At 41.7% G+C, this 20553-nt stretch carries 17 protein-coding genes; 6 read left to right on the top strand and 11 right to left on the bottom strand.

Annotation, left to right across the window (positions count from 1 at the left end):
• Positions 1 to 424 precede the first annotated feature (424 nt).
• The 8 genes from DXB73_RS07255 to DXB73_RS07215 form a co-directional block, all read right to left on the bottom strand.
• Positions 425 to 1474: a nitronate monooxygenase gene (locus tag DXB73_RS07255; RefSeq protein ID WP_118690629.1), complete on the bottom strand. Its 1050-nt coding sequence runs from the start codon at positions 1472 to 1474 to the stop codon at positions 425 to 427.
• Between the two features lie 352 nt (positions 1475 to 1826).
• A complete protein-coding gene (locus DXB73_RS07250; protein WP_022025923.1) occupies positions 1827 to 2285 on the bottom strand; it encodes a ferritin-like domain-containing protein in 459 nt (152 codons plus the stop codon).
• Positions 2286 to 2391: 106 nt separating this feature from the next.
• Positions 2392 to 3399 carry a DnaJ C-terminal domain-containing protein gene (locus DXB73_RS07245; RefSeq protein WP_118690628.1) on the bottom strand — a complete coding sequence of 336 codons (1008 nt, stop codon included), beginning with the start codon at positions 3397 to 3399 and terminating at the stop codon, positions 2392 to 2394.
• A gap of 48 nt (positions 3400 to 3447) precedes the next feature.
• Positions 3448 to 3879, bottom strand: coding sequence for an Hsp20/alpha crystallin family protein (locus DXB73_RS07240; protein WP_022025925.1), 432 nt, complete (start codon positions 3877 to 3879; stop codon positions 3448 to 3450).
• A gap of 173 nt (positions 3880 to 4052) precedes the next feature.
• Complete coding sequence (locus tag DXB73_RS07235) at positions 4053 to 6227, bottom strand: hypothetical protein (RefSeq protein WP_118690627.1); 2175 nt, start codon at positions 6225 to 6227, stop codon at positions 4053 to 4055.
• A gap of 724 nt (positions 6228 to 6951) precedes the next feature.
• The gene (locus tag DXB73_RS07225; protein WP_118690626.1) at positions 6952 to 8211 is read right to left on the bottom strand and encodes a Glu/Leu/Phe/Val dehydrogenase; all 1260 of its coding nucleotides are present in this window, start codon (positions 8209 to 8211) and stop codon (positions 6952 to 6954) included.
• 302 nt (positions 8212 to 8513) lie between these two features.
• Complete coding sequence (locus DXB73_RS07220; protein ID WP_118690625.1) at positions 8514 to 9644, bottom strand: ATP-binding protein; 1131 nt, start codon at positions 9642 to 9644, stop codon at positions 8514 to 8516.
• A gap of 25 nt (positions 9645 to 9669) precedes the next feature.
• Entirely contained in the window at positions 9670 to 10440 is a 771-nt protein-coding gene (locus DXB73_RS07215) for a tRNA threonylcarbamoyladenosine dehydratase (RefSeq protein WP_022025930.1), read from the bottom strand.
• Between the two features lie 249 nt (positions 10441 to 10689).
• Between DXB73_RS07215 and DXB73_RS07210 the strand changes: the two genes are divergently transcribed.
• The 4 genes from DXB73_RS07210 (at position 10690) to DXB73_RS07195 (ending at position 15763) form a co-directional block, all read left to right on the top strand.
• Complete coding sequence (locus DXB73_RS07210) at positions 10690 to 11643, top strand: TAXI family TRAP transporter solute-binding subunit (RefSeq protein WP_118690624.1); 954 nt, start codon at positions 10690 to 10692, stop codon at positions 11641 to 11643.
• 104 nt (positions 11644 to 11747) lie between these two features.
• Complete coding sequence (gene gltS / locus DXB73_RS07205; RefSeq protein WP_118506516.1) at positions 11748 to 12935, top strand: sodium/glutamate symporter; 1188 nt, start codon at positions 11748 to 11750, stop codon at positions 12933 to 12935.
• 75 nt (positions 12936 to 13010) lie between these two features.
• The gene (locus DXB73_RS07200) at positions 13011 to 13226 is read left to right on the top strand and encodes a hypothetical protein (RefSeq protein WP_022025933.1); all 216 of its coding nucleotides are present in this window, start codon (positions 13011 to 13013) and stop codon (positions 13224 to 13226) included.
• A gap of 149 nt (positions 13227 to 13375) precedes the next feature.
• Complete coding sequence (locus DXB73_RS07195) at positions 13376 to 15763, top strand: phosphoketolase family protein (protein ID WP_118507881.1); 2388 nt, start codon at positions 13376 to 13378, stop codon at positions 15761 to 15763.
• A 190-nt stretch (positions 15764 to 15953) separates the two neighbouring features.
• On the opposite strand, the gene DXB73_RS07190 is transcribed toward DXB73_RS07195, so the two are convergent.
• From DXB73_RS07190 to DXB73_RS07180, 3 genes are all read right to left on the bottom strand, one after another.
• Positions 15954 to 16856: a LysR family transcriptional regulator gene (locus tag DXB73_RS07190; RefSeq protein ID WP_118507882.1), complete on the bottom strand. Its 903-nt coding sequence runs from the start codon at positions 16854 to 16856 to the stop codon at positions 15954 to 15956.
• Between the two features lie 56 nt (positions 16857 to 16912).
• Positions 16913 to 17290, bottom strand: coding sequence for a DUF6120 family protein (locus DXB73_RS07185; protein WP_118690623.1), 378 nt, complete (start codon positions 17288 to 17290; stop codon positions 16913 to 16915).
• 279 nt (positions 17291 to 17569) lie between these two features.
• Complete coding sequence (locus DXB73_RS07180; protein WP_118507884.1) at positions 17570 to 17932, bottom strand: PadR family transcriptional regulator; 363 nt, start codon at positions 17930 to 17932, stop codon at positions 17570 to 17572.
• Positions 17933 to 18131: 199 nt separating this feature from the next.
• On the opposite strand from DXB73_RS07180, the gene DXB73_RS07175 reads away from it, so the two are divergent.
• Together DXB73_RS07175 and DXB73_RS07170 are read left to right on the top strand one after the other, a co-directional pair.
• Entirely contained in the window at positions 18132 to 19316 is a 1185-nt protein-coding gene (locus DXB73_RS07175; protein ID WP_118690622.1) for a hypothetical protein, read from the top strand.
• 48 nt (positions 19317 to 19364) lie between these two features.
• Complete coding sequence (locus tag DXB73_RS07170; RefSeq protein ID WP_118690621.1) at positions 19365 to 20552, top strand: hypothetical protein; 1188 nt, start codon at positions 19365 to 19367, stop codon at positions 20550 to 20552.
• Position 20553 lies beyond the last annotated feature (1 nt).

Raw genomic sequence — 20553 nt, 5'->3', positions numbered from 1 at the left:
AACGCAGAGTTTTTGGGTGATTTCTTATTTTGTTAAGTCTCTGATGAATACATGCCCGAGGGATTGCCTGAGATGTCCCGGGTTAGCAAGGTATCATCCATTTTGGGACGGGACGCTTTCGCTACGATGCGCTACGTCACGTTACTTAATGTCTCTGAAATACGAGACATAAGTAACGACGAGCGCAAAGTCCCTTTCAAAAATGATGATTACCTTGCTTCCGGGACTTCGAGTTTCCGAAGGGCATGTAGAGCAAGCATCAGAGACAACAAAATTTAGAAATCACCAAAAACGAAAAAGCGGCAAGGCAATTACTATAGTTCTCTGTCGGCAGAAGCCGCTATATTGTGGCTGCAAAACACTTAGCATGCTTTGACATAATAAGCAAAATGTAGTTGCGTGAGATAATGAGGTGTGGGAAGTTTCAGTTTGTAAGTTCTGCCATCAGCTCCTGCACGGAGGTCATTCGATCAATTCTATCAACATTCGCTCCCACAAATATCAGACCATGATCCAAATCTCCCTGCACTGCTGATATAAGTGCTTTGGTGATGCAGTACGGCACTTCAACAGGATTGCATTTAGCCAAACAATTGTAGCATTTTTTGATCTCTTCCCGCTGTCGGCTCACACGCTGAACAAATACATTGTTGAGCGCACGTCCCGGCATCCCAACCGGGCTCATGACAATAGTAATGTCCTCTGCTTTTGCATTAATATATGCCTGCTTATACGCATCCGAAGCATCACACTCCTCTGTTGCAACAAAACGCGATGCGATCTGAACACCGTCAGCCCCGATTTCCAAAGCATGTTCTATATCTTTATGATCAAAAATGCCACCGGCAACTATAACCGGAATTTCACAAGCAAATTCCTGTTCGTACTCTCGTACGACTTGAATAATATTTTTTATCTCCTGCTCATACTTTTCTGCCGTAATTGTCGCAATGTCCTCTTTTTTGAATCCAAGATGGCCTCCCGCCTTAGGACCTTCTATAACAATAAAGTCGGCTGTCCTGCAGTACTTCTTTTTCCACTGGCGAAGTATGATCTGCGCCGCTTTGACAGATGAAACGATCGGTGCAATCTTGCAGCCGGAATCCCCGACATATTCCGGTAACCGCATCGGTAAACCGGCTCCTGATATAATGACGTCTACTCCGGCATCAACTGCCGTTCGCACATGATCTTCGTAATGCTTCAATGCCACCATGATATTTATACCGACCGGCTTATCCCCGGATATTTGCTTTGCCAGTGCGATATGCTTACGTATTGCTTTTTCATTCGCAAGTACTTGATCCGTTGCAAATTCCGGTTCATCGTATCCGATCTGTGCCGAGGAGATCACACCAAGGCCTCCACAGGCAGATACAGCGCCTGCCAATCTGCCTCGACTGACTCCAACTCCCATACCTCCCTGAATAATTGGCTTCTCTAGCGTAATATCTCCTATACGTAATGATTTCATACTTCATTCCTTTCCGACATTTCGTCACTTCATATGCCATTGCGGCACCGTTTACTTCTGTACGTAGTATCGGATACTATATTACGTGTTTTTCTTTTCCTCGTCAAGCTCCATTTTCGATCAAGATATTCAAACTTCCCATCCCCCACCGTTTCTCACAACCACATATCGCTTATTATGTCAGTAAATCAATGACTATTTTGCAGCCGACATAGTAAATTATCCTGCCATCAAAAAAACTAAAGCAATTCTTGGTGATGCCACGCTACACAACAGCAGTTTCCTATTAATTAAAAAAGGCAAGACACAAGCCTTGCCCCTTTACTTATCTGTTAGGAAATATCTTTATACTTTATGACATTCCATTTACTGTTTTGTATTTATATAACATCTCTGCATGATTCTGTTCCTCGACCTGAATATCTGCAAGCAATTTACGAACTGAAGGTTCTCCAAAGCGAAACACATTTGTATTATACTCCGAAGAAACCATCTTTTCCGTGCCGATACAATCAGTAACCAAGAAATTATCCGCCTGCTTATCCTCACTATCTCCGGCTGTACTATACGTTGCAGTTGGCGCATAGTCTTTTCCTCTGGAATCATTGCAGTCACAACATGGCACATCACCATTCAGTACCTGCCCCAGTGTATCGTAATGTTTTTGTTCGAGCTGCTCGATCTCACCAAACAGATTTTTCAATTCCTCATCTTTTGCCTGCTCTTTGTAACGGCGGTACTTTTCCACACAATTCTTTTCCTGTGTCTGCAATTCTGTGATCACATCAATTTCATTTTGTTTTAAGATCATAATTCTCCTCGTTTCTGCTCTCAATAACCTACAGTTTCTATCTTTATTATGAACAGTTTATCAAGAATTATTCTCTTTGTTGATATGATCGGGCTACATTATAGGATTAGCTTGCCTCCGCATATTCGCGCAATTTCTGCCTTGCCTGTGACGACAAATGTTTCGGAACTTCAATTCCGATTTCAACATACTGATCCCCATGCACAGATGCATTCTTTTTGGATACAACACCTTTTCCTTTTAGTCGTATCTTGGTACCGCTCTGCGTTCCTTCCCGGATCTTACAGTCAACATCTCCGTATAGCGTGTGCACGCGGGCATTGCCCCCAAGTACTGCTGTCGTATATGGTACATTGACTTTCGTATAAATATCCAAGCCCTTACGCTCAAAACCCGGTTTAGTGCCGACAGATACCTGCAGATAAAGGTCACCTTTGGGTGCACCATAAACTCCCGGATGTCCCTCACCTTTTAAGCGAATGCGATTGCCATCGTCAATACCTGCCGGTATGTGCACATGCAGCGTTCTGCTCTGACCGCGCTCTCCATCTTGCAAAGTAATGACCTTGTCACATCCATACACTGCTTCGTCAAAAGTGATCGAAATGTGCGCCCTCGCATCCTGACCTGATTTCCGACCGGCATCTTCATAGGTGTCAAAAAAGCTCGATCTGCCATAATCGCCGCCCACATGCCATGATCCACCATCCCCTGTATTCCAGGTTTTTCCATCGCTACTGTGCCACGATGTACCGTCACCAAAACCAAAGTGTCCGCTAAAACCGCCTTTGCCACCAAAAAGATTATCAAAAATATCACCATACATCCCCGATGCATCGCCACCGGAATAGTGAAATTCCGTGCCGCCGGTCGGATCAAAACCTTCCTCAAATGCTGCAGAACCAAATTGATCGTAAAGTTTCTTCTTTTCCTTATCACTTAACACATTGTAAGCTTCCGTAACTTCCTTAAATTTTTGCTCAGCATTCGGATCACCCTGATTCATATCCGGGTGATATTTCTTGGCCATTTTACGGTAGGCTCGCTTGATCGACGCATCATCCGCATCCTTTGATATCCCTAAGGTGTCATAATAATCCTGCTTCGTCTTCATTCACTCCACCTCCCTGCAGCCTTTCGTATGGGAAGTTTGCATTGATGATCAACCAATCGTAATAAACTTCTTGGTCTGCTCCTCCGGAATCTCTTCCTTCTTTGGCACCTGTAATGTCAAAACACCGTTTTCAAACTTCGCCTTAATATCTTCTTGTTTCATATTGTCACCAACATAAAAGCTGCGGTTGCAAGTTGCATGGAAACGTTCCTTCTGAACATACTTCTCTTTCTTGTCCGAAGTATTCTCCTCTGCTTTCTTAGCAGTTGCTGTAACGGTCAGATAACCATCCTTCAGCTCTGCACTGATATCTTCTCTGCAAAAGCCCGGCAGATCCATCTCTACCGTAAATCCTTCCTCGGACTCCTTGATATCCGTTTTCATTAATCCATTCGCTGAATAGCTCTTGGCGTAAGTTCTCTGTGGCATATCAAAAAGGTCATCCATAAAATCTCTACTAAAAATACTTGGCATTAACATAAGTCATCGCTCCTTCCAACTCTGTACAGACTATATAGTCTGTCACTACTGAAATACTCAGAAACTCTTCTAAGCATTTCCTTTTCCTTGTTCTGATTATGTTATACCACTATTATTAGCACTCGTCAATAGTGAGTGCTAATAAATTTTGTGAACATTCTGTGTTCTCTATGTTATGCATTTTTCTTGCGAAAAATTTTCATCGATAGATCCCAATCTTTATACTGTCCATCCACCTTTAATTCGCCGTATGGATAAGGATCTAACAATGGGAATCTGCATATCATCGGTATCAGGCGGTCGCTTGCACCTACGTGTGTCAAACGGATCAAATAACCGATCTGCGAATCTCTCTGTTTGAGCTTATTCTTTGCAATTGCAATCGTATAGCCTTCCCGCTTCACCTGATTTGGTGCGATCGTCTTATCATATAAAACCTCTTTATCGTCCAGTGCAAGCACTTGAATACGATACTCATCACCCGATTCGTTTGGTGCAAGATTCCAGAAATACAGTCGAATACGGTTCCAACGATTACGCCATTCCAACTGCCCTTGTTCAATCGTCTGTTCCAAAACTTTTGGATTCTTATGATACCGCCAACGAATCGGCTCTTCATCCTTTCCACGTTTGGAATTAAAATACGGAATCTCTACATATGTTCTAGGATGACTAAGCTGGTTCGCCGCCGCAAAACTTCCGGCAAAGCAGAACAGACCAACCGCAAGCACCACCAATCTGGCAGCGTGCAGCCGCATTCCGTTGAAATGTGCTTTAAGCCACGCATCCCCTTTGTTAAAAACAGTATTTGTAAATCCATCAGCCCCTTCTGCCATGAGTAAAAGGCACACTCCGGTAAAGCATATATTGTATCGCTTGCCGGCTTCCCACAGCATAAAAAACATAACTGCACCCGCAAACGTAAGCGTATACATTGCCCCCGGTGCTGCTTCTCTCTGCAGAAACTGTCTGCACATTGCGCACAACATCAAAAATAACATCGCAATACGAAAGGCCTGCATATAGATCATAAACCATGCATTTTGCTTTCCTGCAAAATAACGAAAGAACGGTGGATATTGATATGCATACTGCGCATTCGTTATTCCATCATCATCGCCCATTGCCCATACACGCATCATTTTATTGCCAAAATGCTTGGCAAGACCAACCGGACCCATCTTTTTGACACGTTGTTTCAAGCGAGCGATATCTGCTTTCTGCTTTTGTTCCTTGGTCGGGAACGAAGAGGTGTATCTCCGGTCGTTACGATTAAAACCGCCCTTGCTCTTTTCATTCATTCCCATCATGACCCAGTGTACAACAGGAAACTGCTGGTTAAACTTCTTCGCATCAACATGCTTTGCTACCAAATTGCTGCTGGAAAATAACACTGCCATACTCACGCAGACAACGAGTCCGACACGAACTGCACCCTCCAATACCCTTTGTCTGCTATGCTGCTGTTCTTCCGAATCATTCTCCGTTTTCATTGTCTCTGATGCCCTTAAAGCACGGCGATTCTGCCAGTCTGCGACGAGACGCGCCGTCAAATACAACCCCAGCGCAATAATTGGAATGATCGTTGTCGGACGCACACGGTAACCAACCGCCATAACGACTGCCAATAACACATCGTGTACCGCCACCCGCCATCTTTTTGCCGGCTTGTCAATGAGTCCCAGATACAAAATACCCATAATAAACGGAAAAGATAACGTATTGGTATACACAGAAGTCAGCCATAAATAGGTTGTCGGGCACAAGAAAAATAGTACTAATGCAAAGTTTGCCGTACCGATCCCGCGCATTTTTTTTACAGACAGGAACGTCAGTAAAATGCCCAGATCAATTGCCAAAACATTTAGCACTACCGTAGGCACCCATACCTTTGTAATGCCAACATCCGTCAAAAATTTATAAAAGTAATAAAAACAAATGGTAATAAAATGATTGTTGCCATAATTCTGCATATAAGAATTCGTTGGATCCATCTGACCGTGATGATATTTTAACATGGCAAGTGCCTCGTTCTGAACACGTGCCGGATCTGCGATCGTCATTGGTCTGGATACCAATAATAAGAATGCGATCTGCGCCAAACCGATCAATAAAAACATGAATACGGAAAATTTACGTCTCGTTGTCTGCAGCTTGTCCTTCCCATAAACACATAACATTACTATACAAGCCGCCATAAATAGTGTAATTGCAACTGTCATTCCATTTTGCAGTAATTCCTTTTTGTACAGTGTAATACCTCTGCAAGATAGCGCCAATATTACACCACACAAAAAAATACTAATGCTCAAAGCAACACAATATGCCCCTCTTAATATACCCTTCATTATCCTCTCCTCATTGTCCCTCAAATTTATGGTTCCCTCTCATCTGATATTCCGTGAACATCAAATCATGTACCTTGTAGCAGGAAGTCCCTCTAATTCCTACTACGATATTTATTATACATATTTTTAAGAAGAGAATATGAACAAATTCTTAAGAAATTCTTAAGATGAAATTTTAGTTACTCAAACTTCCCATACCTCAAATCCTCCACAACCACATATTGCTTATTATGTCAATGACTATATAGCATTTTGCAGCCACCAAAGAGCAATTTCTGCCATCAGAGAACTATAGTAATTGCCTTGCCGCATTTACGTTTTTGGTTGATAGAAAATTGCTGTTATGTAGCGTGACATCGCCAAGAATTGCTTTAGCAATTCTTGTAGAGCAAAACGCTGGTTTTGCTCTTTTTTTCGTGAATTCTAGATTTTGTTATCTCTGATGATTGATTTACATGCCTTTCGGAAACTCGAAGTCCCGGAAGCAAGGTAATCATCATTTTTGAAAGGGACTTTGCGCTCGTCGTTACTTATGTCTCGTATTTCAGAGACATTAAGTAACGTGACGTAGCGCATCGTAGCGAAAGCGTCCCGTCCAAAAATGGATGATACCTTGCTAAACCGGGACATCTCAGACAATCCTTCAGGCATGTATTCATCAGAGATGGAACAAAATAAGAAATCACGCAAAGGACGTTGAAGATTGATTTTGCAGGTTATAACATCACGGGAATATTCCTTTCATGTTTTCTGCGAAAATAAGCTTGCGCAGTGCCACAATATAGGCCGCCATGCGCACCGTACATTTACACTCTTCTACGACATCCATGATTGCAGTAAAGGATTTCGTCATCAGTGATTCTAACATTTCATTTACCTGATTACGCTCCCAGGTTAATTCCTGGATATTCTGTACCCACTCGAAATAAGATACGATCACGCCACCACTATTTGCAAAAATATCCGGTACAACCGTGATGCCACGCTTCTCTAATATTTTATCTGCCTCTTCCGTGGTTGGTCCATTCGCAGCCTCTACAATGTATTTACAGCGCAGCTCAGAGGCATTGTCTGCCGTGATCTGATTCTCCAGTGCTGCCGGAACAAGCACATCACATTCACAAGTAAGAACTTCTGCATTGCTGATATGACTGACACCATCCGCCTCGTAATCTTTGAGCAGTTTACCGGTAGATTCCAAAAAGGTGCAGATCGTGTCAATATCCAACCCTTCCTCACAATATAAGCCGCCTGACACATCACTGATCGCAATCACTTTCACATCGCGATGATAAAAAATCTTTGCCGCATTACTTCCGACATTACCCATTCCCTGAATGGCAACCTTTGTTCCGGCAAGCTCTTTATTTTCTTTGGCAAGCAGCAATTTTGTACTGATCACTACACCACGGCCGGTTGCTGAATTTCTCCCTCGTGAACCACCGAGTTCTACAGGTTTACCTGTAACTACACCCGGGCAAGGCTTTCCGTTTAACTGACTGTAGGTGTCCAACACCCATGCCATCGTCTGTGCATTGGTATTGACATCCGGTGCCGGAATATCTGTATCCGCACCAATGATCGGCGCAATAGCAAAGGTATATCTTCGTGTCAGATTGCGCAGTTCACGTTCCGATAACGTAGACGGATCTACTTTGATGCCACCTTTCGCCCCGCCGTAAGGAATATTGGCTACCGCGCATTTTAAGGACATCCAAGTTGCTAACGCTTTCACTTCCGATAACGTGCAGTCCTGATGGTAACGAATACCTCCCTTAAAAGGACCACGAATATTAGAATGCTGTACACGATATCCTTCAAACACTTTGATCGTGCCATCATCCATTTCAACCGGCAAATATACTTTTGTTTCTCTCTGTGGATTTTTAATGATTTCAAACATTTTTTTATCGATGTGTCCGACTTCCATCGCTTCCGTCATGACATCAATAACATTCTCATATGGATCGTATGCTTTTGACATGGGCTCTCTCCTTTGGTGCTAAAATAATTGTGTCATTCCCCAGGGTTCGTAAGCTTACATACAAGAGAAAAGAAACCAACTAGCTTTGATCCTGTTTCTTTGCCCTTGCATGAACGCATCATATTCCTATCTTCACCAAAGGTCAATACTTCCCATGAAAGTCTGTTCCATTTAATTTTTTTAATCATTTGCAGCTAATTTTAAGAAGTCAATATCATTTTTAATTAATAATATAAAGTATTTTGTATCATGCACGTTTTCAAATCTTTGCGGTGCTCAATGCACTTAGCAAACTCCCGCATTTAGTCATCATACTCCTCCAGGAAAGAATGTTTGACGCCATCTTTTTTGTATGCAATGACCGTAGAAAGATTTACATTTTCAATACTCTTAAAAATATTACCTTCCACATATGGATTCACCTGTTTCAATCGTTTGATCAGTTCCTTGATCTCAACACGCTTAGACTGATTTTCCTCATTATTACAAGTTGTACAGGTGTCGGTAAACTTGCAGGCGCACTGGATAAAGTGCAGATCATTATAATCCCGCCAAGCTTTAATATCATCCTCACGCACCAAATATAACGGACGGATCAGTTCCATCCCCTCGAAATTCGTGCTGTGCAGTTTCGGCATCATCGTCTGGATCTGCGCTCCGTACAGCATTCCCATCAAAATCGTCTCGATCACATCATCATAATGATGGCCAAGCGCAATCTTGTTACATCCCATACTTTTGGCATACGTGTACAAATGTCCACGCCGCATACGTGCACACAAATAACATGGTGATTTTTCCACATGGTATACAGATTCAAAAATATCCGATTCAAAAATCTCGATCGGGATCTGCAGTCTTTTGGCATTTTCCTCGATCACCTGACGATTCGCCGGGCTGTAACCCGGATCCATCACGAGAAATTTAACCTCAAAATCAAACTTATTGTGACGTTTTAACTCCTGAAAACACTTTGCCATAAGCATAGAGTCTTTTCCCCCGGAAATGCACACCGCTATCCGATCTCCCGGTTTGACAAGCTCATATGTGTTGATCGCTTTGGCAAATTTGGACCAGATCGTTTTCTTAAACTTCTTACGCAGGCTTTGTTCTGCTTCTGCTGCCACATCTTTTTCTTCCGGTGCGCTCATAAAATCCATAAGCCACGCCACATAGCCACCTTCCAGACTAACGGCATCGATTCCCTTCTCACGAAGCTTGTCGGCTGCTTCGACGCTAAATTTACCTCTGCTGCAACAAATTACCAACTTCTTGGACGGGTCTACTTCTTTACAAGATAATATGTCTTCCTGAGGTGCTGCGATTGCTCCCGGAATGGCACCATGAGCAATACTTTCTGCATCACGTATATCGATCAACTGATACGAATCCTTAGGAAGCTCCTTTACTTCTTCTATAGTAATACTGTTCATTTTGCACTCCTTATCTCTCACCTGCTTACTGAATCGTCTCTCTCGGTACGCTTAAGTCCTTGATCACTTCACCGGCTAAGATCAAACCGGCAACTGATGGCACATACGCCACACTTCCCGGAATATCGCGTCTCTCCGTGCACTTATGCTGTGCTCCCGGCGGACAAATACAGTGATTACGGCAACTGATTGCCATATCTTCCATTGGTCTTGTAGGTTTCTCCTCGGAATATACGACTTTCAGCTTTTTGATCCCACGCTTCTTTAATTCCCGGCGCATAACACGTGCCAAAGGACATACTTTCGTTTTATAGATATCGGCAACTCGAAAAGCACTGGCATCCAATTTATTGCCGGCCCCCATACTGCTAATAACCGGAACATGCTTCTCTTCCGCTTTCATAATGAGCGTGATCTTTGCAGTCACCGTGTCGACCGCATCCACAATATAATCATACTCTTCAAAAGGAAATTCGTCTGCATTTTCCGGCAGAAAAAAACACTTGTGCGTGCGCACCTGTGCATCCGGATTGATCGACAAAATGCGATCCTTCATTACATCCACCTTATACTGCCCGACTGTATTTCGCGTTGCAATAATCTGTCGATTGAGATTGGTCAGGCACACCTTGTCATCATCGATCAGATCAAAGGCACCTACTCCACTTCGTACTAATGCCTCACAAACATAGCCACCTACTCCCCCAACGCCAAACACAGCCACACGCGACTGCTTTAATTTTTCCATCGTTTCTTTGCCAAGCAACAGCTCGGTTCTCGAAAATTGTGTCAGCATACTAAATCTCCATTCTGCAAATGCTTTATATGAAAACGATTGCAAATAAATAATCCAATAGGATTCTTCCTTAAAACGCACTTGGCAACAATATACTCTCATTTCCCCGTGTTGTCAAAAAACTATTTCCATTTCGTGTCATTTCATGTAAAATATTCGCTGTACTATTTCGTGTCGTGATAAGAATCACCATTTAAATAGCCTGCGAATAAAAAGTCAAGGCTAAATTGCAGAAAGGAGTATCGTATTTTGAAAAAATTACTATGTACCATATTAAGCCTAACATTACTATTAACAGGCTGTACTATCGGAAACGGCAATATCCGTATCGGTGCTGCCGGAATTGGAGGTATGTACTATACGTTTGCCAATACATTAGCAGGCCTATGCACCAAAGAGGATACCGGTTTCGAACTTGAAGTAAAAAAGACCGCCGGATCTGCCGCTAATCTGCGTCTCCTATCCAGCAATTACATCGAACTTGGTATTGCACAGGCAGATCTGATCGACGCGGCATATCAGGGCACCGGCGTTTTTACCGGCAAAAAATGCCAAAACTTCAAAGCAGTCGCAAGCCTGTATCCGGAAGCATGCCAAATTGTTGTGCGTAAGGATTCCAATATCGAAACCATTGATGATCTGCAAGGCAAAAAGGTCAGCGTTGGCGAGGAAGAATCCGGAAGTGAACTAAACGCCAGACAAATATTAGAAATGTCCGGACTGCCGGAAGATCTGATCAAGACGAAGCATTTAGATTATACCGATGCTGCCGACAAATTAGCAGTGGGAAAGATTGATGCATTTTTCTTCACCGCCGGGGCACAAACTACTGTTGTAGAAGAGTTGGCAAAGCACTGTGATATCCGATTGTTAAATTTGGACGATAAACTACGCGGCAAACTTACCACTGCCTATCCATTTTATTCCGATTATACCATTCCCGCCGGCACTTATACCGGGCAGGAAGAGGATATCCAGACTGTTTGCGTACAATCCGTATTGGTCGCCAGTGATGCACTCGACAACGCCACCGTCAAAAAACTGACAAAAACAATCTTCGCCCATCAAAAAGGATTGCAATATGCTACTTCCGTTGACCTTCAGTTAAATGAGAGTTCTGCGATCAAAGGAGTCCCGATTCCTTTTCATCCAGGCGCTGCTGCCTATTATTCCGAACGAGGGATCAACGTGAAAACGGAATAAACCTCTGAAAATGGATCTGAGATCCATTTTCAGAGGCAAGATAACTCCTTCAACACATTCTCATATTAGAATGCACATTTTTAGAAAGGCATTTATTTATTATGATAAAAATAGAACTTGATATGTATCAGACACTGGCGGTCGCCGTCTTAGTACTGATGCTTGGCGCCTACCTCAAATCCAAAATATATTTCTTAGAAAAATTTTGTATTCCGGCACCTGTCATTGGCGGACTGTTATTCGCCATCTTTACCTGTATCTGTTATACCACCGGAGTGGCAGAATTTTCATTCGATGATATTTTGCGCGAAGTATGCATGGTATTTTTCTTTACTTCCGTAGGATTTCAGGCGAATCTCAAGGTGCTGCGCAGTGGCGGAAAATCGTTGATCCTATTCTTGTTTCTCGTCATTGCCTTGATCGTATCTCAAAATCTGCTTGCTGTTGGTATAGCTAAGCTGCTTGGCTTAAGCCCTCTGGTCGGTATGTGCACCGGTTCCATCCCGATGGTCGGCGGTCATGGTACCGCAGGCGCTTTCGGTCCTGTCTTAGAAGACTTTAACATCAAAGGAGCAACCACGATCTGTACCGCTGCAGCTACGTTTGGATTGATCTCCGGCAGTTTGGTCGGTGGGCCGCTTGGCAAACGATTGATCGAAAAACGCGGCTTATTAGATACTGCCATTCCGGAGGATGACACATTGTTGGTCGAAGATGAAAAGAAGCATGAACGACATACCAACATGTACGCCGCCGCGGTCTTTCAGCTCATCTTAGCCATCGGACTCGGCACCATTTTTTCTTGGTTACTGACGAAGACCGGCATGACGTTTCCAATATATATCGGAGCCATGATCGCTGCTGCGCTTTTTCGCAACATTGGCGAATATAGCGGTAAATTTACTATTCATATGGGTGAGATCAACGACTTGGGCGGAATCTCCTTGTCGCTGTTTTTGGGCATTGCCATGATCACCTTAAAGTTATGGCAGCTCGCATCCCTTGCGCTTCCGCTATTTATTCTTCTGGCGGTGCAGGTGCTTCTGATCTGCTGTTTTACCTACTTCCTACTATTTAATATCATGGGAAGAGACTATGATGCAGCGGTGCTGGTAGCCGGAACGTGTGGTTTTGGTATGGGTGCAACACCAAATGCAATGGCCAATATGCAGGCGATCTGCGAAAAATACACCACTTCGGTAAAAGCTTATCTGCTGATTCCGCTCGTCGGCAGTTTATTTGCAGATTTTATTAACAGTTTGGTCATCACATTTTTCATCAACCTAATTTAGGGATACTATCAAACATTGATACTTGGACGATTATTAGACATGCGCGGTGTCAAAACCGCAGAAAGAGAGGGAGCTATGTTTCATAAGAATCGAACCCGAAAGAAGGACAGCAAGCCAAAAGAAGCAGGCTATAAATTAACCTATGACAATCTGGCCATTCCAGAGGTACACACACACGAACAACCGGAGATCATGGATTCGACAGAGGAGCCGGGCGACGTCACTTATGACAGCGTTGCGATTCCGGAAGTTCATATCCGCAAAAAAGGCACGAAACCTGCCGATCAGTAATTAGCGGTATTATTTTACAGCATTTTTATCCATCAATTTTTGATATGAATAGAATCGAAAGAATTGATTGAACAGATGGTATGAATTGTGTTAATATAGTATCGTTGGAAAATAAATTATTCATTACAAACGAATTTAGGAGGTTACAAATGTCAGAGAATACTTGTCTCGAGAAGCAGCCGCTTTCTCAGGAAATGCTTGACAAAATGGACGCATATTGGCGTGCCGCAAACTATTTATCTGCCGGTCAGCTCTATCTTTTGGACAACCCATTGTTAAAAGAGCCTTTGACCATGGATCAAATTAAGAAAAAAATCGTAGGTCACTGGGGAACTGTTCCAGGACAGAACTTCGTATATGTACACTGCAACCGTGTTATCAAACGTTATGATCTTGATATGATCTTACTTTCCGGTCCGGGACACGGTGGAAACTTCATGATCGCTAACACATATCTCGAGGGATCCTACAGCGAGATCTATCCTAATATCAGCCAGGACGAAGAGGGTATGAAGAAAATGTTCAAACAGTTCTCATTCCCATGTGGAGTACCTAGTCACTGTGCACCAGAGACTCCTGGTTCTATCAACGAGGGTGGTGAGCTTGGTTATTCTATCGCTCATGCTTTCGGTGCTGTATTTGATAACCCGGACTTGATTGCTACTGTTATCGTTGGTGACGGTGAGGCAGAAACCGGACCACTTGCTACTTCTTGGCAGTCCAACAAGTTCTTAAATCCTATTACCGATGGTGCTGTTCTTCCTGTTTTGAACTTGAACGGTTATAAGATCAGCAACCCTACTATCTTCTCACGTATTCCTCGTGAAGAGATCGAGAGCTATTTCGTTGGTTGTGGTTGGGAGCCAATCTTCGTTGAAGGTGACGATCCAATGACAATGCACAAATTAATGGCTGAGGCTATGGATGAGGCAATTGAAAAGATCAAAGCTATCCAGGAAAATGCACGTAAGAATAATGATCCGGAGCGTCCTAAGTGGCCAATGATCGTTCTTCGTACACCAAAGGGATGGACTGGTCCTAAGGTTGTAGACGGACAGCAGATCGAGGGATCTTTCCGTGCGCATCAGGTGCCGATCACAATGGAAAAACCAGAAGAGCATTTACCACTTCTTCAGGCTTGGTTAGAAAGCTACCATGCAGAGGAGTTGTTCGATGAGAAGGGTCGCTTGATCCCAGAGCTCGCAGAACTTGCTCCAAAGGGAGATGCACGTCTTGGTGCAAACCCTCACGCAAATGGTGGATTGTTATTAAAAGACCTTCGTCTTCCAGACTTCCGTACTTATGGTATCGAAGTTGATCCTGGTAAGACAAAAGCACAGGATATGATCGAACTTGGTGGATATATCCGTGACATTTTTGTATTAAATAAAGAAAATCAGAACTTCCGTATCTTCGGACCGGACGAGAGTATGTCCAACCGTTTATACAAAGTATTTGAAGCAGAGAACAGAGATTGGAACGCTGAATTACTGGACACAGATGACTGCTTATCCAGAGGCGGACGTATCATGGACGGTATGTTGAGTGAGCATATGTGCGAGGGATGGCTCGAGGGTTACCTTCTCACGGGTCGTCACGGTTTCTTCGCTAGTTACGAAGCTTTTATCCGTGTCGTAGATTCCATGGCTGCACAGCATGCAAAATGGTTGAAAGTATGTAACCAGCTTACTTGGAGACGTCCTATCGCTTCCTTGAACTTCATCCTGACTTCTAACGTATGGCAGCAGGATCACAACGGATTTACACATCAGGATCCGGGATTCTTAGATCATATTGCTAACAAGAAAGCAGACGTTGTTCGTATGTATCTCCCACCAGATACTAACTGCTTACTTTCCTGCTTCGATCACTGCGTAAAGAGCAAAAACTATGTAAACGCAATCGTTGCTTCTAAGCATCCAAGTTATCAGTGGTTAAGCATGGAACAGGCTGTTAAGCACTGCACACAGGGTGTTGGCATCTGGGAGTGGGCAAGTAACGACGAAGGCGAAGAGCCGGATATCGTTATGGCATGCTGTGGTGATACTCCAACACTTGAGACCATGGCAGCAGTTACCATCCTTCGTGATGAGCTTCCAGAACTTAAGATTCGTGTTGTCAATGTCGTTGACTTGTTCAAACTTGAGTCTAACCACAAACATCCACACGGTCTTAGCGACAGTGAGTACAATGCAATCTTTACAACAGACAAGCCGGTAATCTTTGCATTCCATGGTTACCCAACATTGATTCATGAGCTCACTTATCGTCGTGACAACCAGAACGTATCTGTTCATGGTTATCAGGAAGAGGGTACGATCACTACTCCATTCGATATGAGAGTCCAGAACGAGATCGATCGTTTCAACTTGGTAAAAGATGCGATCATGCATTTACCACAGTTAGCAAACCGTGGTTCCTACCTCATCCAGAAGATGAACGACAAACTTGTTGAGCATAAGCAGTATATCGCTGAGTATGGTCAGGATCTTGAAGAAGTTCGCGATTGGGAATGGCACACTCCAGAGGATAAATAATCCTTTGCGATACGCAGCCAATTTCGTTAAGAAAACAACGCCCCTGCAGGAGTTTTGCTCTTGCAAGGGCGTTTTCTTATGGAATAGGAGAATGCTGTTGTGTAACATTATGCCACCAAGAATTGCTTTAGCAATTCTTGCAAAGCAAAGCGCTGGCTTTGCTTTTCTTATAGAATAGGAAAATGCTGTTTTATAATTGACTGAAATGTTCCAACATAAATTTTCGAAATGTCGTTGCCGCAATACTTTGAGGATACTCTGTATCATATACAAGGGAAATACGACGATGCGGCATTTCATCCGGAAAGTGAATCTGAAAGACGCTTCCCATATCCAATGCTCCTCGCACAAACTCCGGTGGCAAAAAGCCAATACCCAAATTGTGTTCAATCGCAGGCAGAATCAAATCTGTCGTAGCCAGCTCGATCGCAGGCGCAAAGGGCAGCCCACGCTCCGCAAAATATGTATTCAAAAAGTTACGGGTAATCGTCCCCGTCATTAAGCTTACCCACGGATAACGACATAATTCCGGCAAAGAAGTTGTCTTTCCTTTCAGATGACTGTACTTTGTACCGCCGATCAAAATATCTGTATAGGAATGCACCGTATGTACGATTAACGGATCCTCCATGGCAAACGGTATTGACGAGATCATTGCCATATCAACCTGTCCCTGTTTTAACGAGATGACAGATTCTCTGGAACTATTGTTTAATATACGAAATGTAACTTTTGGATGAAGTTCACTAAATGCTTCCATCGCCTGAAGCAGGCAGCAGTGTAACGCCGTCTCTGTTGCACTGATCGTAATGGAACCGCCATCTAATGACCGTAAATTGCTAAGATTCTGCTCTCCCTTAAAAAACTGCGCACAGCCTGCAGATATATATTGATAAAAGGTATTTCCTTCGGAAGTTAATTCCATCCCCGATTTACTACGAACGAACAATCTGCATCCCAACATATCCTCCAGCTTATGAATCGTTCTTGTTACCGCCGGTTGGCTAGTCTGCAAAGCGGCTGCCGCTTTTGTCAAGTTGCCATATTTTGCCACATAATAAAAAATGCGATAATATTCAAAATTTGAATTCATGGTATACCTCTCTAAAACACTAGGATATTTAAATACTTAATGTAAATATCCTCTGCTCACTCAATAACCTCTTCTTCAAAATAAATCTGTTCGGATTCTAAAACCTTATACTCTCGATATATAATGCCCACTAATGTTAATGACGTAACAATAATTACGATCAATATACCTGCAAGAATACGTTTTATCCATCTTGATTTTACGATCTTATTTGAAATTTCATCAATATCCATACCAGTCAAATAATTATTGACAACATCATTTGGTTTACCGAATTGTCGGTATAGTTCATTAATATCCTGAATATCATTCTCCTCACAATATACCCATACATTATTCGAAAACCAAGATAAATATTTACGTTCACCCCGACCACGAAATGGGCAGATTGCTTTAATCTCTGAAATATATCTGCGAACAATCCTCTTATTCACTTTTATCCACCTTCCCCTTCAATGTAATATTAATTTTACCAATTCATAAGAAAAACTTCGCACAGCCGAAGCTGCTATCGGCTCACATATTGCTTATTATGTCTGCAATAAATGTGATATTTTGCAGGCGACAAGTTAACTTACTCTGTCGGCAGGAATCGCTATGTTGTGGCTGCAAAATACTAAATATTCTTTGACATAATAAGCAATATGTGACGATATGATGATATTGGCTATACGAAGTTTGCGTTCATAAGATAAATTTACCAATAACGAACCTCATTTTTCGTTCGAAGTGCGTGTGATGATCTTACCTATTGCCCCTGTAATACTATAGTATTCATCTAACAGCCGATCCAGATATTCCAAACCACTTTCTGTAATTGAATAATATACACGCGTTCGTTTCACTCCAACCTTGATCTGTTCATACTCTAAATAGCCTTTCTCATTCAGCCGATACAATGTTGGATACATAGTTGCCTCATTAAGTTTATATCCCCCCTCACTATACTCTAAAAGTTCATTGGCAAGCTGATAGCCATACTTCTTCTCTGAACGCAGAAGTAACAACAATACCAGCTCAATTGTCCCATTTTTGATGTTACCTTTTGTTACTTTTGGTTCTTTCTTTTCTGCCATATTCTCACACCTTTAAGGTTATTAACTCATGTTTAGCCTGTTTCAGCCAATTACGGCTGTCTATTGTTAGTATACAGATTTTTTTATGTACTGTCAATCGATGCATTAACGTTTAATACTTTACAAAGTAAATTACTTATTGACAGACTTATAACATAAAGATATAATGTTATACATCGAAGTAACGAAAGGGGTATATATGATAAAATATAACAAAATCCTTAGCTGTCTTCTTGCCGCCTTACTATTAACCGGCTGTCAAGCCACCCCATCTTCCGTCAAAAACAAAGCGAAAGATTACACAAAATCGAAAGATGTAACCACCGGCAAAGAAGAATTTGTCTCTGTTGACCATCTGTTAGACAATATGGATTCTCTGTTAAAAGCATCGTATCAAAATATGATCTTAGCAGATACCATTCGTATTGAACAACCTCAATCTGTCTCTGTACTACAGCTTGAGATCCCAAAAAATCTAGCAACACCGGAAAATGTAAAAAAAATGTCAAGAACCATTCTAGGCACAAATAAATACGATCATCTAATAAAAAATTTCAAAAAGCAATGCCACTTTGATTACGATATTTATGGCATTAATTATAATTCAAAAAAAGATCCAGAAATCCAAATTGACGCTTCTGGTTTCTATGTAATTTTACCAAATCCAAAGCTTTTTGGTGCCTATGGGATTAGAGCTATCTATCATGCAGATTTTGGTCAACCATTAGGTTACTGCACACTTAATGGAAATAAAGTATTGCTAGATACGCAATGCCAATATGTAAACAACTGGTGCGATGAAAAAGCAAATGTAATTGAAACTATGTATGACGACTTTCGCGTTAAAACAATTTATAAATGTAAGTCTGACGGCATAGAATATCTAGCTTACGACATATGCAAATATTACAAAGGAATTCCATTCGATGACATTAGCTACTCTACCGACCAGGAAAACACCATAGATACTATATCCTACTTTTCAAATATTTTAAACATTACCACCCTTGACCAACCCAAGATCGAGGGTATGCGCAATAATAATTTTTGCTTTAAAATCAAAAGCGAAAAAACACATAATGATAAATTAATAAGTTTGAAGCGAGCATTAAACCTTGCAGAAACGCAAATGTCTGGGGCACATAAAAGTGAAATTATAGACATTGACATCAAATATTCAATTTGTGAAACCGCGCAAACAACTTACACCGATACTGGTAAAGAAAAAATAATATGCTCATATGAAGCCCGTCCTGTGTGGTCTTTCATCATGGATAACAAAGAACATCAAACCAAAAATGTTCAATGGTCCAGAAAATTCATTAATGTTGATATGATTACCGGTGATGTTAAATATCATGAGTCTGATAATTGGGATGATTAATCTCTTGTTATCAACTCAAGTACGATCAAGACAAGGAAGTGAACTATTATGCACAAAAAATATGCAAAAACCATTAGCTGTCTTCTTGCAGCTTTACTATTAACCGGCTGTCAAGCCACCCCATCTTCCGTCAAAAACAAAGCGAAAGATTACACAAACTCGAAAGATGTAACCACTGGAAAAGAAGAATTTGTCTCTGTTGACCATCTGTTAGACAATATGGATTCTCTGTTAAAAGCATCGTATCAAAATATGGTCTTAGCAGATACCATTCATATTGAACAACCTCAAGCTGTCTCTATATTGCAGCTTGAGAACCCCAAAAATCTGGCAACACCGGAAAATGTAAAAAAATTATCTAAAGTTGTCCTTGGCACCAACAAGTATGATCATTTAATTAAAAATTATAAAAATGAAAAATGGGCAGTTGGTGACACCTATGGATTTAACTATGACTCAAGAACTGATTCCTCTGGCGATATCGATAATGTGGGATTTTATGTAATGAATACCAAATTATACCTTTTAGGCGCATATGGCATTCGAAACATTTACCACCCTGATTGGGGCATTCCTCTAGGCAATTGTACCCTTAATGGAAAGAAATGCTCTTTAACCAAACAATATCAATACGTAGAAAATTGGGCAAAGAAAAATGGTAATGTTATCGAAAATATGTATGACGATTTCCATGTCAAAACAATTTATAAATGTAAAAGCGATGGTATCGAATATCTTTCCTTTGATGTTTGTAAATATTATAAAGGGATTCCGTTTGATGACATTTGGTTCTCTCCAGAACAACGCAATTCCATTGATGACATTTCTTATCCTCCAAATGTCTTGGAAATCTGCACTCTTGGTAAACCAAAAATCGAAAGCCTGCGCAATAATAATTATAGTTATACCATAAAAAAAGAGGAACCACACAATGACAAATTAATTGGACTAAAACGTGCCTTAACATTAGCTGAGTCACATATGTCCGGTACTCACAAGTATAACATTGTAGATATCGATATTAAATATACAATATGCCAAGCTACCAAAACAACTTACACAGACGATGGCAAGGAAAAAATAACGATTTCCTACGAGGCTCGTCCTGTGTGGTCTTTCATTATGGACAACAAAGAACACCAAACACGAAACATTCTGTGGTCTCGAAAATTTATTAATATTGATATGATCACCGGAAATGTTGAATATCATGAGTCTGATAATTGGGATGATTGAT

Origin of the sequence: Clostridium sp. OM05-6BH, assembly GCF_003481635.1 — a bacterium.
Lineage (GTDB): Bacteria > Bacillota > Clostridia > Lachnospirales > Lachnospiraceae > Butyribacter.
Note: the sequence above shows the minus strand (reverse complement) of the source record. Positions and strands in the feature narration are given on the sequence as shown.